13 protein-coding genes, 2 tRNA genes, 2 rRNA genes and 1 other RNA gene are annotated in these 15,800 nt (G+C 45.7%); 12 read left to right on the forward strand and 6 right to left on the reverse strand.

What is annotated here, in order from left to right; genetic code table 11:
* Window positions 1-29: 29 nt before the first annotated feature.
* From ACXAF2_RS11970 to ACXAF2_RS11990, 5 genes are all read right to left on the reverse strand, one after another.
* Entirely contained in the window at window positions 30-392 is a 363-nt protein-coding gene (locus ACXAF2_RS11970; RefSeq protein ID WP_475138921.1) for a hydrolase, read from the reverse strand.
* Window positions 393-666: 274 nt separating this feature from the next.
* A complete protein-coding gene (locus tag ACXAF2_RS11975; RefSeq protein ID WP_113971522.1) occupies window positions 667-1,335 on the reverse strand; it encodes a deoxynucleoside kinase in 669 nt (222 codons plus the stop codon).
* Entirely contained in the window at window positions 1,319-1,975 is a 657-nt protein-coding gene (locus tag ACXAF2_RS11980; RefSeq protein ID WP_427601444.1) for a deoxynucleoside kinase, read from the reverse strand. Before ACXAF2_RS11980 ends, ACXAF2_RS11975 begins: the two co-directional genes overlap by 17 nt.
* Window positions 1,976-2,213: 238 nt before the next feature.
* A complete protein-coding gene (locus ACXAF2_RS11985; protein WP_475138923.1) occupies window positions 2,214-3,500 on the reverse strand; it encodes a glycosyl hydrolase family 18 protein in 1,287 nt (428 codons plus the stop codon).
* Window positions 3,501-3,578: 78 nt separating this feature from the next.
* A complete protein-coding gene (locus ACXAF2_RS11990) occupies window positions 3,579-4,118 on the reverse strand; it encodes a cysteine hydrolase family protein (RefSeq protein WP_475138925.1) in 540 nt (179 codons plus the stop codon).
* 83 nt (window positions 4,119-4,201) lie between these two features.
* On the opposite strand from ACXAF2_RS11990, the gene tadA reads away from it, so the two are divergent.
* From tadA to ACXAF2_RS12030, 8 genes are all read left to right on the forward strand, one after another.
* Complete coding sequence (gene tadA / locus ACXAF2_RS11995) at window positions 4,202-4,696, forward strand: tRNA adenosine(34) deaminase TadA (RefSeq protein ID WP_475138926.1); 495 nt, start codon at window positions 4,202-4,204, stop codon at window positions 4,694-4,696.
* Window positions 4,697-4,794: 98 nt separating this feature from the next.
* An RNA gene (gene ffs, locus ACXAF2_RS12000) (signal recognition particle sRNA large type) lies at window positions 4,795-5,058 on the forward strand.
* A gap of 162 nt (window positions 5,059-5,220) precedes the next feature.
* Window positions 5,221-6,909: a DNA polymerase III subunit gamma/tau gene (gene dnaX, locus ACXAF2_RS12005; protein ID WP_475138928.1), complete on the forward strand. Its 1,689-nt coding sequence runs from the start codon at window positions 5,221-5,223 to the stop codon at window positions 6,907-6,909.
* Between the two features lie 29 nt (window positions 6,910-6,938).
* Window positions 6,939-7,262, forward strand: coding sequence for a YbaB/EbfC family nucleoid-associated protein (locus ACXAF2_RS12010; RefSeq protein ID WP_172655813.1), 324 nt, complete (start codon window positions 6,939-6,941; stop codon window positions 7,260-7,262).
* 11 nt (window positions 7,263-7,273) lie between these two features.
* A complete protein-coding gene (gene recR / locus ACXAF2_RS12015) occupies window positions 7,274-7,870 on the forward strand; it encodes a recombination mediator RecR (RefSeq protein ID WP_044340678.1) in 597 nt (198 codons plus the stop codon).
* A 17-nt stretch (window positions 7,871-7,887) separates the two neighbouring features.
* Window positions 7,888-8,106 carry a YaaL family protein gene (locus ACXAF2_RS12020; protein WP_044340677.1) on the forward strand — a complete coding sequence of 73 codons (219 nt, stop codon included), beginning with the start codon at window positions 7,888-7,890 and terminating at the stop codon, window positions 8,104-8,106.
* A 62-nt stretch (window positions 8,107-8,168) separates the two neighbouring features.
* Window positions 8,169-8,432 (forward strand): pro-sigmaK processing inhibitor BofA family protein, encoded by a 264-nt coding sequence (locus ACXAF2_RS12025; RefSeq protein ID WP_148971420.1) that lies wholly within the window; start codon window positions 8,169-8,171, stop codon window positions 8,430-8,432.
* Between the two features lie 104 nt (window positions 8,433-8,536).
* The gene (locus ACXAF2_RS12030; RefSeq protein ID WP_475138930.1) at window positions 8,537-9,691 is read left to right on the forward strand and encodes a glycerate kinase; all 1,155 of its coding nucleotides are present in this window, start codon (window positions 8,537-8,539) and stop codon (window positions 9,689-9,691) included.
* Window positions 9,692-9,752: 61 nt separating this feature from the next.
* Here the strand turns inward: ACXAF2_RS12030 and ACXAF2_RS12035 are convergent, their stop codons facing one another.
* Window positions 9,753-10,232, reverse strand: a complete 480-nt coding sequence (locus ACXAF2_RS12035; protein WP_475138932.1) for a PaaI family thioesterase — start codon at window positions 10,230-10,232, stop codon at window positions 9,753-9,755.
* 617 nt (window positions 10,233-10,849) lie between these two features.
* On the opposite strand from ACXAF2_RS12035, the gene ACXAF2_RS12040 reads away from it, so the two are divergent.
* The 4 genes from ACXAF2_RS12040 to ACXAF2_RS12055 all read left to right on the forward strand — a co-directional run bounded on the left by ACXAF2_RS12040 (window position 10,850) and on the right by ACXAF2_RS12055 (window position 15,774).
* Window positions 10,850-12,401: ribosomal RNA gene (locus ACXAF2_RS12040) — 16S ribosomal RNA — on the forward strand.
* A gap of 110 nt (window positions 12,402-12,511) precedes the next feature.
* Window positions 12,512-12,588 (forward strand) — tRNA-Ile (locus ACXAF2_RS12045).
* Between the two features lie 14 nt (window positions 12,589-12,602).
* A tRNA-Ala gene (locus tag ACXAF2_RS12050) sits at window positions 12,603-12,678 on the forward strand.
* A gap of 159 nt (window positions 12,679-12,837) precedes the next feature.
* A 23S ribosomal RNA gene (locus ACXAF2_RS12055) occupies window positions 12,838-15,774 on the forward strand.
* The 16S and 23S rRNA genes sit together here with 2 tRNA genes alongside, the layout of an rRNA operon.
* Window positions 15,775-15,800 lie beyond the last annotated feature (26 nt).

A 15,800-nucleotide genomic window follows, 5' to 3' on the forward strand; every position in this document is an offset into this window, starting at 1 on the left:
TATGGATATGCCGATCGACTTAGTCCGATTTACTTAAGGTTTTTAATGTCTTCTCTTAAATGGTCGTCCGATGTATGTTCCAGTACGCCTATCTTAGTGATATGAAGTCGTGCTTCTTCATCTCCGAGTAAATAAATCTTCGAATAGATATCCCTCATGGATTGATCATATTGGCTGTCTTCCGGTGAATTGTGATATTGGCGGAACGGAACCTGAGCCCGTCTCATAGTCGACATGTCATCCTCATAGTTATCATTGAACAGCATTTTCAGTTCGTTTACTTCTGTTGGGGTAGCAAATATGCGAAAGCTTGGACTGGCATTTTGATTCGGGTCCTGCAAGATGTCCCCACTGCTGATATCCACAAAATACGTTTGTTTCGATTCCATCATTCCTTCATCTCCTTAATCGATTGTTTGTTACTACATATACCTCTTTCCTAATGGAACTAAACGGGTGGATGGTCTTCAGATTGTTGTTTATTAACATATCGTCTGCCCGCGCTCTGTTAATTAGTGTGTGCTGGATGGTGAGGGGAACCGCGCCACGCGGAAAGCGAGCACCTGGAGCGGAAATCAACCAGCACTTTCTTATTAAAAAACAACAAAGTTTTATATATAAAAAAGACTACCCTTGCCGCATGGGCCAGAGTAGTCTTTTTAATTTTTAGCTCTTCAACATTCTCGTCTGTTCAATGAAATAACCGATTCGTTCGACGATTGGTTCGATTGAGTTTTGATCGTTCACCAGGTCATATTCGCTGATGTCGAGTCTCAGTACGGGACAAGCGTTAAAGGAGTTGATCCAGTTTTCATAACGCTCGTGCATTTCTTCCCAGTAGGCAACAGGTGTCTGTTGTTCCATTGGGCGGCCGCGCTCACGGATGCGATCAACGACATTATCAATGGATCCTTCAAGGTAAATCAGAAGATCAGGGTGAGGGAAGTATGGTGTCATGACCATGGCATCGAAAAGACTTGTATACGTTTCATAATCGATCTCGCTCATATTCCCTTTTTCATAATGCATGCGGGCGAAGATGCCTGTATCTTCATAGATGGAACGATCTTGAATGAAGCCGCCGCCGTATTCAAAGATTTTCTTTTGTTCTTTGAAGCGTTCCGCCAAGAAGTATACTTGAAGATGGAAGCTCCAGCTCTTAAAGTCCTGATAAAATTTATCGAGATACGGATTGGTGTCAACTTTTTCAAATGACGTCCGAAAGCCGAGAGCGCCCGCCAAGCCGTTTGTCATAGTGGATTTCCCGACACCGACTGTTCCGGCAATGGTGATCACGGCATTGTTCGGGATCCCGTATTTAGTGCGAAGATTCATGATAGTGAACTCCTTTTTTTAGTGTAGTCTCTAACTGTGTAAGAATGTGTTTCAGGTCCTCTTTATTTTGAACGAAGTCTACGTGGTCGCCATTGTAGCGAAGAACAGGAATGTCAGGGTGAGTCTTTTCAAATGTATTCATATATTCTTCATAGTCCAGTGATAGCTGCTTAAGATAAAGAGGGCTGATTTTCTTTTCGAAGTCTCTTCCTCTTTTTTCAATGCGCTTTAATAGCGTATCGAGGCTTGCGTTCAAATAAATCACGACATTTGGCCTTGGCATGTCCGACGTTAGAATGTCATAGATATTAAGATACTTTTTGAACTGTTGTTCATCCTTTAGAGTACGTTTAGCAAAGATGATGTTTTTAAGAATATGATAATCTGCTACAACAGATTTGTTTTGAGATAGGTAGTGTTTTTCAATATCCTCTAGCTGTTTATAACGATTGCATAAGAAAAACATCTCTGTTTGAAAGCTCCACTCTTCAATGTCATCATAAAATTTGTCTAAGAACGGGTTTTCATCTACGATTTCTTTCAGTAAGTGAAAATGGAAATGCTCTGAAATCGCTTTTGCCAGAGAGGTTTTTCCTATTCCAATCGGGCCTTCAACGGTAATGAAAGGAATGCGCCCCATTAATTGTCCTCCTCATATTACGGCAATCTTTTCTCTTATAAAAATGTTAAAATGAAAAATTACGACAGGAATTATTGTAACACAATATATGGATGGTTTGTTCAGGTTATTTCCCGGGTTCGGAAAATACGCTACGTTCACTATATCGACTGTCACCGTTCAATTCTTTATGGAAACACAAATAAAAAGCTGATGGATAAGGTGTTTATAGATTTACCTATCCATCAGCTTCTATTTATTATCTTTTTACAACATTGAAATTGTCAGAAAGTAACAGCCAATTTTGTGGGAAGGGAAGACCCAGTTTCCAGTAGCTCATCCCTCTTAGTTTCAGCTCTTTCATGAGGTCGAATTTTGCCTGGATGCTCCGTGCGTCTTCGAACCATACTTCATGATCCTTACCTGTACTCCCGTCACGGTATTTAAAGAAAGGGGCTTGTGCTTTTTGATCATACTGAATCGGTACGTTGTTATCCGAGGCTATCTTGATTGCCTGTTGAGGACTGATGGCTTTTGCCGTACTCCCTTGGACAAATGGGAGGGTCCAGTCATACCCATATAAATTTTGCCCCATGAGAATCTTGGATGGAGGCATTTCTGAAATGGCGTATTCAAGCACTTCACGGACAGGTCCGATAGGGGAAACGGCCATGGCGGGACCTCCACTATATCCCCACTCATAGGTCATGATTACGACAAAGTCGACAATTTCACCGTGAGCCTTATAATCATGGGCTTCATACCATTTCCCTTTTTGGTCGGCACTTGTCTTGGGAGCCAGGGCGGTTGAAAGAAGCCACCCTTCTTGATTAAAACGCTGTTTTGCTTTTCGTAAAAATTGGTTGTAGGCTTCTTTATCTTGTGGACGTAAATATTCAAAGTCGAAGTGAATGTCTCTGAACCCGTATTTTTTGGCTGTTTGGACAACATTATTGAGGAACTTATCCTGGATCGCCTGGTCGGTCAGCAGGATACGTCCCAATTCATCGCTGAATGTTCCTTCTTCTTGGTTGGTGATGGCCATCATCATGACATTATTATTGTCTTTCCCTGTTTGAATCAGATTTCCGAGAGGTGGTTCTTGAAGGGTGCCATCACGTTTCGCTTGAAAACTGAAGGGAGCAAGATACGTAAGATATGGTGCTGCTTCCTTGGCGCTATCTTCAAGGTTTTGGGAGACTTCTTTTCCGTAGGGCTCTACATATGCGTTAAACTCCGCATTGCCTTTGGGCTTCTGAGGAACGTATAAACGAAACCCCACCTGTAAAGGCTGATTGGGAGATATTCCATTCACTCTTGCCAATTCCTGATAAGGGACTCCAGTTTTCTGACTAATCGCCCAAAGGCTGTCTCCAGGTTGAACAAAATAAAAGCTTCCTATAATAGGGATGACCAGTGATTGGCCGACCACGAGGTTATCAGGGTTAGGCAGTTCATTGGCATCTACTATATCCTTAACTGTTGATCCATACGCTTGTGCGATACCAAATAACGATTGGTTCGGTTGGACAACATGAATTTGCATACACAGACCCTCCTATATTTCATTCATTATAATCAACTTATGAAATGGAAGGCCGCGATATGTTTTCCAGAACAAATATTATACTATCTCATCGGTGGAATTTATCTTTGCTTTTAATACATTTTTCATCATCGTCAACGCATAGTGATTGTCTTCATCACTGACAGATGCAATGGCGTTATTGGGCACAATAAGGTTAAACTCTCTCATGTAGGCATCGTTTGCTGTAAAAAGTACACAGATGTTCCCGGCGATACCCGTGATGATAAGGTTTTTTACAGATAAATGGTGTAAAAGCGTATTTAACGCGGTGCCGTAAAAAGCGGAATGCTTTGGTTTAATAAGAAAAAAATCTTTATCCGTCGGCTGGAGCGGAGTCATGATACGATCACTCACATCATTATGACATTTCTGGTAAATCTCTTTGTAATCTGCTTTCCATAACTCATAATGGTCGTTAATATAAATGACAGGATGCTGATGTTTGGTACAATAGTGACGTAATGTGTTTATAGGTTCAACAATTTTGCGGGTATGGCGAGCCAATATATTCCCATGCTCAAAGTCGAACGGATTCATAATGTCGATAATAAGAAGAGCTGTTTCGTTAGGTATCATATGGAATGCCCCTTTCTCTTATAGTTTGGAGTGAATGGGGATATTTTATAAAGAAAAGAGAAATAAATTTACAGGAGTATATAATGGGTATAAGAGAAGAACGATTTATGATGGAAGCATTAAAGGAAGCAGAAAAGGCGGCAGCGATACAGGAAGTTCCGATAGGAGCGGTCATTGTAATGGGGGATGAAATCATCGCACGTGCTCATAATCTGAGAGAAACGAGTCAAAATGCCATCACCCATGCCGAGACACTGGCCATCCAAGAGGCATGTGAGAGGCTTGGCACATGGCGGCTTGAGGGGACGGAGCTTTATGTCACCCTTGAACCGTGTCCGATGTGCAGTGGAGCGATCATCCTTTCAAGAATAGACAAAGTTATATATGGAGCAATAGATCCTAAAGCGGGTTGTGCGGGAACGTTAATGAATCTACTGGAAGATGATCGATTTAATCACCAATGTGAAGTAGTGCCTGGAGTACTTTCAAAAGAGTGTGGTGGAATCCTTTCCCGTTTTTTTAAAGACTTGCGAGAGCGGAAGAAGTTTGAGAAAAAGAACAGGACTTCCGGTCTGTAAATAACTTACAGTATTCCATCGTTGCTTTTTACCGTAAATCCTAGTATACTTAATCTTGCGTCGCACTTATGACGCAACTAAATATGGTATCAATTTTGCCGTGCTAGGTGGGGAGGTAGCGGTGCCCTGTACTCGCAATCCGCTCTAGCGAGACCGAATTCCTTTCCGAGGCTGGCACTCTGTAGGGCTGCCTCAAGTAAGTGGTGTTGACGCCTGGGTCCTGCGCAATGGGAATCCATGAACCATGTCAGGTCCGGAAGGAAGCAGCATTAAGTGGAAGCTCCCATGTGCCGCAGGGTTGCCTGGGCCGAGCTAACTGCTTGAGTAACGCCTATGGATGCTTGTCGACGAAAGGTGCACGGCAGTTTAATTTATATACAACAACTCATCCTTCATTGGGTGAGTTTTTTGTTTATATAAAGGTTAGAGGATTAACCTAAATTGATCTCCGGTTTTCTTTGTAAAAGGGATTTAGATTACGTTATAATAGACACTATAGTACATAAACAAGAGGGGGGAGTATTTTGGCATATCAAGCTTTATATCGTGTGTGGCGTCCTCAGTCATTTATTGATGTAGTTGGACAGCAGCATGTAACGAAAACGTTGCAAAATGCCCTCCTTCATCAGAAGATTTCACATGCTTATTTATTCTCGGGGCCAAGGGGAACAGGGAAAACGAGTGCAGCGAAGATCTTGGCGAAAGCGGTTAACTGTGAGAGGTCTCCGATAGCGGAACCGTGTAATGAGTGTGATGCATGCAAAGGGATTACTGATGGTTCGATTCCCGATGTCATTGAAATCGATGCTGCTTCCAATAACGGAGTGGAAGAGATCCGGGACATCCGGGATAAAGTCAAATATTCTCCAAACGTAGTCGAGTACAAAGTCTACATCATAGATGAAGTTCATATGCTGTCTATCGGAGCCTTTAATGCGTTACTGAAAACGTTAGAGGAACCACCTAAACACGTGATCTTTATCCTTGCGACTACAGAGCCTCACAAGATTCCCCTTACGATCATCTCACGCTGTCAGCGCTTTGACTTCAAACGGATCACAGCCAGGGATATTGTGGGAAGGATGAGTCATATTGCCACGGAATCAGGTGTGAACTTTGACGAAAATGCCCTTACGATTATTGCACGGGCTGCTGAAGGCGGAATGCGTGATGCCCTTAGCCTTCTTGATCAGGCCATCTCCTTTAGCCAGGACCGGGTAACCGTAGACGATGCTTTGACTGTAACAGGTGCTGTTTCTCAAGGATATTTAAATACATTGGCGAAAGCGATTTTGGAAAGAGATGTCACAAGTGGATTGGGTGCCCTGGAAGAATTGCTATTCCAAGGGAAGGACCCGGCGAGGTTCGCTGAGGACTTTATTCTTTATTTCAGGGATATGCTATTATACCAGACGGCTCCGAATCTTGAAGAATCACTGGAACGCGTCATGCTTGACGATGATTTTAAAGAACTGGCCGGTCAAACTCAGCCTCAGCAGATTTACCAATATATCGATGTCTTGAATCAGGCGGGTCAGGAAATGAAGTTCACGAATCATGCCCGGATCTACCTGGAGGTTTCCATTGTGAAGCTTTGTCAAATGGAAGCACCTGCATCTGCTTCTTCTCCGGAAGTGAGCGAGATGATGAAAAAGATCAAATTTCTTGAAAAAGAGATCGAACAGCTGAAGGCGAATGGAGTCAAGGTTCAAGCAGAGCCGGCTTCACAACCGGCGAAAAAACCGATCAGGGCCAAGAAAGGTTTCAGGGCTCCTACCGGAAAAATCCAGGAAGTACTCCGGACGGCGACGAAAGAAGATCTTAATCTGATCAAGAGCCGCTGGGGAGATATGGTCGAAACATTGAACCAGCGTCAAATGCGTTCACAATCAGCATTGTTAAATGATGCTGAACCTGTAGCAGCTACAAACGGCTCATTTGTGTTAAAATTTAAATACGATATCCATTGTCAGATGGCAATGGAGAATCAAGCTTTCACTTCAGCGATTGCTTCCATACTGGAAGAGCTTACAGGAAATAGCTATGCAGCGATTGGAATTCCTGAAGATCAGTGGATGTCCATAAGAGAAGACTTTATCAGAAACTCGAAAACAGAAGATGGAGAAGCATCAGGCGAGGATCAAGATGGAGACTCACTCTTGAAGGAAGCTGAAAAGCTTGTCGGTATGGATTTAATAGAATTAAACGATTAATCTAGAAAAAATTAACTGGAGGTAATAATATGATGCGTGGAAATGGTAATATGCAAAATATGATGAAGCAAATGCAAAAGATGCAAAAGAAAATGGCGGAAGCTCAAGAAGAATTAGGGGAAAAGCAAATCGAAGGAACAGCTGGCGGCGGAATGGTGACTGTTATCGTTTCCGGTCACAAACAAGTGATTGATGTAAAGATCAACGAAGAAGCTGTTGATCCGGATGATGTAGAAATGCTACAAGATTTAGTCCTAGCAGCGACAAACGATGCACTGAAGAAAGCAGACGAATTAACGAACTCAACTATGGGTCAATTCACTAAAGGAATGAACCTACCGGGAATGTTCTAGGAGGCAATACGATGCATTATCCTGAGCCTATATCGAAGCTGATCGACAGCTTTATGAAACTGCCGGGAATAGGGCCGAAAACTGCGGCCCGACTGGCTTTTTTTGTTCTTAGCATGAAAGAAGATACTGTATTGGATTTTGCGAAAGCATTGGTCAATGCAAAACGTAATCTAAGTTACTGTTCTGTTTGCGGCCATATTACAGATCAGGATCCATGCTATATTTGTGAGGATCAAAGACGTGACCGCAGCATCATCTGTGTAGTTCAAGACCCCAAAGATGTCATTGCCATGGAGAAGATGAAAGAATATAACGGACAATACCATGTGCTCCACGGTGCCATCTCTCCAATGGACGGGATCGGACCCGAGGACATCAATGTTCCGGATCTGATAAAGCGTCTGCACGGTGACGAGGTCCAGGAAGTCATCCTCGCGACCAACCCGAACATAGAAGGGGAAGCGACAGCGATGTACATCTCACGGCTAGTCAAACCATCAGGTATCCGAATCACAAGAATTGCTCATGGGCTACCTGTAGGTGGAGATCTTGAGTATGCAGATGAAGTAACGTTATCGAAAGCCCTTGAGGGAAGAAGAGACGTTTAACGAAGGAGAGGATACCTATGTTTTTCCGGAAAAAAGGAAAGCTGAAAAAAGAGTATGACCAATCCTTACTTCACGTTTTAGACGAAACCAAGGATCATTGGAATCAGCAACGTTCCATCGATGAGATGAGTGTGGATTATAATCTGAACATCCACTGTCACTCGAAAATAGCAGAAGCTAAATATTTTTTTCTCTTTAGAGAAGCAAAACATAGAAAGATCGTCATAAAAAGGTAGACAACCCTCATATCCTTTCAATAAGAGACTATTTATGTTCTATGTTGAGAGGAGAGAAGGGTATGAGCCCAGTTATCGTCATTGCAGTGATCAGCGGACTGATTGTACTCCTATTGGCAACCGGCACACCCATCAAGCCACTTCGGTTTGTGGGACAAGTTGCCATGAAGGTCATGATCGGAGCACTCTTTTTATTTTTCCTGAACGCCTTTGGCAGTCAGTACGGAATCCACGTTCCTATTAATCTGGCAACGTCATCAATTTCTGGAATATTAGGTATTCCAGGTGTGGTGGGATTGACCGTCATCCAGTTGTGGATCCTATAACCATACTATAGCAAAAAGAGAGGCAGTCGAAGCATCAGGTGGGATATTTTCTTACTTGAATCTTGGCTGCTTTTTTACATAGAAAGAGAAAAGGGGGAAGAACAATGAAAATCGTCATTGCACCCGATTCCTTTAAAGGATCCATGACAAGTATCACAGCGGCTGAAGCAATACGGAGAGGGATACATCAGATTAATCCTTCATATGAAACAGTCATCATTCCAATGGCTGATGGTGGTGAAGGCACGGTCGATGCCATGATGAGTATCATGAATGGGGAAACAAGATCGGCTCAAGTGAGCGATCCCCTGGGCCGTGAAATTTCAGCAACTTTTGGCTGGGTACCGGAAACAAAGACAGCCGTTATTGAAACAGCAGCTGCTTCCGGGTTGACTTTGTTAAAAGAAAGTGAGTTGGACCCGGGAGTAGCTTCTACTTTCGGGACCGGGGAGCTAGTAAGATCCGCTTTAGACCTCGGAGCAGAGAACATCATCCTTGGGTTGGGAGGTAGTGCAACCGTTGATGGAGGGACAGGGTTCCTTCAGGCGTTAGGCATCCGTTTCTTCAATAAACAGGGTGATGTGCTTGAAGCGGGAGGGAACATGCTTGGAGAAATCCAATCCATCGATGATACTCAGTTTGATCAAAGGCTTAAGCGAGTTAAGTGGATAGTCGCTTCAGACGTAACGAACCCTCTTTTGGGGAATGTAGGGGCTGTGACCATATTTGGGCCTCAAAAAGGTGTCAAAGTTGAAACACTTGCGGCCTTTGAACGAGGAATGGAGCATTTTGCTGAAAAGGTGGTTGAACATACGGGACTGGATTGCAGCCTTGAACAAGGAAGTGGAGCTGCCGGCGGGCTGGGCTTTTCCCTTCTTTCTTTTTTTCAACCAGTATTCGAGAGTGGTTTTAGTATAATCGCAAAAGAGAGCTGCCTGGAGGATCACTTGAAAGACGCGGCACTCGTTTTGACTGGAGAAGGGAAGGTTGATGTTCAATCCCTTTATGGAAAAGTACCTGTAGGCATCGGGAGAACAGCTGGACAATATGGGATTCCAGTAGCGGTGTTTGCAGGAAAAATTGAAGGTGACTTGGAACTTCTCCATTCTGAAGGTATTCAACTAATTCTTCCAATTGTCAATGGACCTATGACATTAACGGAGGCCATGACCAACGGAAGTGCATTGTTGGAAGAAGCGGCTTCAAGGTTGATGAGAACCTATGAGTTATTTAGCGAGGCGGGAAACAAACCAGTTTAATCTTGTATTTTTGTAGTGCCCTTCCGTTCAGGATTAAGGAAGGGCACTTGCTGGTCTTCCACTATTCACTTAAAAACGTTTTTGCCATCACTACCGCTATTACTTCACCCCGTGCACACAGCTTTCCTTCTGCAAACACTTCTGTTTCCACTCTGAATTTCTTAGGATGAACTTCATGAACGGTGCCCACCGCTTTTAACGGAACGTGGTGAGGTGTGGGTTTGATAAAGTCAACATGTAATGAAGCAGTGACGAAACGTGGAGGCTCTTGACCACCACCAATCACTTCACCGTTTTTTCGATGAAGAGCAATCGCGGCTGAACCAGTGCCGTGGCAATCGATTAAGGAAGCAATCAAACCTCCATAGACGAAGCCTGGCAAGGCAGTGTGTTCCGGTTTAGGTGTATACATTGTAATCGTATGACCATCTTCAAATCCAGTACGAAAATGATGACCTTCCTTATTGAGCCGGCCGCAGCCATAACACCACGCAAACTCATCTGGATAATCATCTTGAATGGCACGAGTGACTTCATTCATTTTTACATTCTCCCTTCATCCCAAACTCTTTCTCTATTAGTTTTCTATTAACGTTCTGAAATTCCTTTATTGGTTTATGTAATGGATTTTACAAAATAACCAGTAGTGGTTAGTATAATGTGGATATCCCTTCTCCTCCCTCTGAGATCTCGTGGTTTAATAGAGTACTACGGAATTGACCTCATAGATTATAAACGTGAACAAATGGCCAATAAAAAACGTAATGAGTTCCTCACCACATTTTCCACTACATATTGGATCATTTAGAAGATGAGTGTCCCCATTCCTGGAAAGGTACTGTTTCTTTCTATTACTAGTGCGTCAGATCACAATTCAGAAGAATGGAAGAAACAGAAAATCCATTCTTCTGAAATAAAATTGTAAAAGGTTTAAAATACTATTGACTCTTTATAGTAGAAGATGCTATTATATTCCTTGTCGCCAAAACGACGCGAAAAACAAATTTCAAATAAAGCTTGACGTTATATGACGAAAAATGTTATATTTAAGAGGTGCTCATGAGAGCCCAACGTTATATTGAACCTTGAAAACTGAACAAAACAAGACAATACGTCAACGTTAATTCTAGATTTATTTTTAAAGAGCTATTCAAACTTTTATCGGAGAGTTTGATCCTGGCTCAGGACGAACGCTGGCGGCGTGCCTAATACATGCAAGTCGAGCGGATTGATGGGAGCTTGCTCCCATCAGTCAGCGGCGGACGGGTGAGTAACACGTGGGTAACCTGCCTGTAAGACTGGGATAACTCCGGGAAACCGGGGCTAATACCGGATAACTCATTTCCTCGCATGAGGAAATGTTGAAAGGTGGCTTTTAGCTATCACTTACAGATGGACCCGCGGCGCATTAGCTAGTTGGTGAGGTAACGGCTCACCAAGGCGACGATGCGTAGCCGACCTGAGAGGGTGATCGGCCACACTGGGACTGAGACACGGCCCAGACTCCTACGGGAGGCAGCAGTAGGGAATCTTCCGCAATGGACGAAAGTCTGACGGAGCAACGCCGCGTGAGTGATGAAGGTTTTCGGATCGTAAAACTCTGTTGTTAGGGAAGAACAAGTACCGTTCGAATAGGGCGGTACCTTGACGGTACCTAACCAGAAAGCCACGGCTAACTACGTGCCAGCAGCCGCGGTAATACGTAGGTGGCAAGCGTTGTCCGGAATTATTGGGCGTAAAGCGCGCGCAGGTGGTTCCTTAAGTCTGATGTGAAAGCCCACGGCTCAACCGTGGAGGGTCATTGGAAACTGGGGGACTTGAGTGCAGAAGAGGAAAGTGGAATTCCAAGTGTAGCGGTGAAATGCGTAGATATTTGGAGGAACACCAGTGGCGAAGGCGACTTTCTGGTCTGTAACTGACACTGAGGCGCGAAAGCGTGGGGAGCAAACAGGATTAGATACCCTGGTAGTCCACGCCGTAAACGATGAGTGCTAAGTGTTAGGGGGTTTCCGCCCCTTAGTGCTGCAGCTAACGCATTAAGCACTCCGCCTGGGGAGTACGGTCGCAAGACTGAAACTCAAAGGAATTGACGGGGGCCCGCACAAGCGGTGGAGCATGTGGTTTAATTCGAAGCAACGCGAAGAACCTTACCAGGTCTTGACATCCTCTGACAACCCTAGAGATAGGGCTTTCCCCTTCGGGGGACAGAGTGACAGGTGGTGCATGGTTGTCGTCAGCTCGTGTCGTGAGATGTTGGGTTAAGTCCCGCAACGAGCGCAACCCTTGATCTTAGTTGCCAGCATTCAGTTGGGCACTCTAAGATGACTGCCGGTGACAAACCGGAGGAAGGTGGGGATGACGTCAAATCATCATGCCCCTTATGACCTGGGCTACACACGTGCTACAATGGACGGTACAAAGGGCAGCAAGACCGCGAGGTTTAGCCAATCCCATAAAACCGTTCTCAGTTCGGATTGTAGGCTGCAACTCGCCTACATGAAGCTGGAATCGCTAGTAATCGCGGATCAGCATGCCGCGGTGAATACGTTCCCGGGCCTTGTACACACCGCCCGTCACACCACGAGAGTTTGTAACACCCGAAGTCGGTGAGGTAACCTTTTGGAGCCAGCCGCCTAAGGTGGGACAGATGATTGGGGTGAAGTCGTAACAAGGTAGCCGTATCGGAAGGTGCGGCTGGATCACCTCCTTTCTAAGGAAGATTTACTAAACGTTTGACAAGTCGAAGTTTTGTTCAGTTTTGATGGTTTAATCATCACAAACAATGGTAAGCATTGCTTATCATTCATTTTTATGGAATATGGGCCTATAGCTCAGCTGGTTAGAGCGCACGCCTGATAAGCGTGAGGTCGGTGGTTCGAGTCCACTTAGGCCCACCATATTCTCGATACAAGGGGCCTTAGCTCAGCTGGGAGAGCGCCTGCTTTGCACGCAGGAGGTCAGCGGTTCGATCCCGCTAGGCTCCACCAAGGTTTTTTACGAAGCGTCAGCGGAGTAAAATAACCCTCCATATTGTCTCTTACGAGACACATGATTGTTCTTTGAAAACTAGATAAAGATAAATTGATAGTCAAGAAATTACCGAGTATCGCCATTTTAGGTTTTAAACCTGATGTAACAACCAATTCGGTTAAGTTATGAAGGGCGCACGGTGGATGCCTTGGCACTAGGAGCCGACGAAGGACGGGACTAACACCGATATGCTTTGGGGAGCTGTAAGTGAGCTTTGATCCAGAGATTTCCGAATGGGGGAACCCATTGTTCGTAATGGAACAATATCCTTACTTGAATACATAGAGTATGGAAGGCAGACCCAGGGAACTGAAACATCTAAGTACCTGGAGGAAGAGAAAGCAATTGCGATTCCCTGAGTAGCGGCGAGCGAAACGGGATGTAGCCCAAACCAAGAGGCTTGCCTCTTGGGGTTGTAGGACACTCTATACGGAGTTACAAAGGAATGAAGTAGACGAAGAAGTCTGGAAAGGCTCGTCAAAGAAGGTAACAACCCTGTAGTTGAAACTTCATTCCCTCTTGAGTGGATCCTGAGTACGGCGGGACACGTGAAATCCCGTCGGAAGCTGGGAGGACCATCTCCCAAGGCTAAATACTCCCTAGTGACCGATAGTGAACCAGTACCGTGAGGGAAAGGTGAAAAGCACCCCGGAAGGGGAGTGAAATAGAACCTGAAACCGTGTGCCTACAAGTAGTCAGAGCCCGTTAACGGGTGATGGCGTGCCTTTTGTAGAATGAACCGGCGAGTTACGATCCCATGCAAGGTTAAGTCGATGAGACGGAGCCGCAGCGAAAGCGAGTCTGAATAGGGCGAATTGAGTATGTGGTCGTAGACCCGAAACCAGGTGATCTACCCATGTCCAGGATGAAGTTCAGGTAACACTGAATGGAGGTCCGAACCCACGCACGTTGAAAAGTGCGGGGATGAGGTGTGGGTAGCGGAGAAATTCCAATCGAACTTGGAGATAGCTGGTTCTCTCCGAAATAGCTTTAGGGCTAGCCTCATGTGTAAGAGTCTTGGAGGTAGAGCACTGTTTGGACTAGGGGCCCTCATCGGGTTACCGAATTCAGACAAACTCCGAATGCCAAAGACTTATCCATGGGAGTCAGACTGCGAGTGATAAGATCCGTAGTCGAAAGGGAAACAGCCCAGACCACCAGCTAAGGTCCCAAAGTATACGTTAAGTGGAAAAGGATGTGGAGTTGCTTAGACAACCAGGATGTTGGCTTAGAAGCAGCCACCATTTAAAGAGTGCGTAATAGCTCACTGGTCGAGTGACTCTGCGCCGAAAATGTACCGGGGCTAAACGTATCACCGAAGCTGTGGATTGACACCTCTAGGTGTCAGTGGTAGGAGAGCGTTCTAAGGACTGCGAAGCTAGACCGTAAGGACTGGTGGAGTGCTTAGAAGTGAGAATGCCGGTATGAGTAGCGAAAGATGGGTGAGAATCCCATCCACCGAATGCCTAAGGTTTCCTGAGGAAGGCTCGTCCGCTCAGGGTTAGTCGGGACCTAAGTCGAGGCCGATAGGCGTAGACGATGGACAACAGGTTGATATTCCTGTACCACCTCTTTTCCGTTTGAGCAATGGGGGGACGCAGGAGGATAGGGTAAGCGCACTGCTGGATATGTGCGTCTAAGCAGTTAGGCTGATGATGAGGCAAATCCCATCATCGCATAAGGCTGAGCTGTGATAGCGAGCGAATTATAGTAGCGAAGTTCCTGATTCCACACTGCCAAGAAAAGCCTCTAGCGAGGAAAAAGGTGCCCGTACCGCAAACCGACACAGGTAGGCGAGGAGAGAATCCTAAGGTGAGCGAGAGAACTCTCGTTAAGGAACTCGGCAAAATGACCCCGTAACTTCGGGAGAAGGGGTGCTCTGGTAGGGTGCAAGCCCGAGAGAGCCGCAGTGAATAGGCCCAGGCGACTGTTTAGCAAAAACACAGGTCTCTGCGAAGCCGTAAGGCGAAGTATAGGGGCTGACGCCTGCCCGGTGCTGGAAGGTTAAGAGGAGTGCTTAGCGCAAGCGAAGGTGCGAATCGAAGCCCCAGTAAACGGCGGCCGTAACTATAACGGTCCTAAGGTAGCGAAATTCCTTGTCGGGTAAGTTCCGACCCGCACGAAAGGCGTAACGATCTGGGCACTGTCTCAACGAGAGACTCGGTGAAATTATAGTACCTGTGAAGATGCAGGTTACCCGCGACAGGACGGAAAGACCCCGTGGAGCTTTACTGTAGCCTGATATTGAATTTTGGTACAGCTTGTACAGGATAGGTAGGAGCCTTGGAAGCCGGAGCGCCAGCTTCGGTGGAGGCATCGGTGGGATACTACCCTGGCTGTATTGAAATTCTAACCCGCGCCCCTTATCGGGGTGGGAGACAGTGTCAGGTGGGCAGTTTGACTGGGGCGGTCGCCTCCTAAAGAGTAACGGAGGCGCCCAAAGGTTCCCTCAGAATGGTTGGAAATCATTCGCAGAGTGTAAAGGCACAAGGGAGCTTGACTGCGAGACCTACAAGTCGAGCAGGGACGAAAGTCGGGCTTAGTGATCCGGTGGTTCCGCATGGAAGGGCCATCGCTCAACGGATAAAAGCTACCCCGGGGATAACAGGCTTATCTCCCCCAAGAGTCCACATCGACGGGGAGGTTTGGCACCTCGATGTCGGCTCATCGCATCCTGGGGCTGTAGTCGGTCCCAAGGGTTGGGCTGTTCGCCCATTAAAGCGGTACGCGAGCTGGGTTCAGAACGTCGTGAGACAGTTCGGTCCCTATCCGTCGTGGGCGCAGGAAATTTGAGAGGAGCTGTCCTTAGTACGAGAGGACCGGGATGGACGCACCGCTGGTGTACCAGTTGTCTTGCCAAAGGCATCGCTGGGTAGCTATGTGCGGAAGGGATAAGTGCTGAAAGCATCTAAGCATGAAGCCCCCCTCGAGATGAGATTTCCCATCACGTATGTGAGTAAGATCCCTAGAAGATGACTAGGTAGATAGGTCAGAGATGGAAGCATGGCGACATGTGGAGTTGACTGATACTAATCGATCGAGGACTTAACCACAAAGAGTCATTTTAAAATGAACAACA

It is taken from the genome of Rossellomorea sp. ABR4_004, assembly GCF_056159585.1.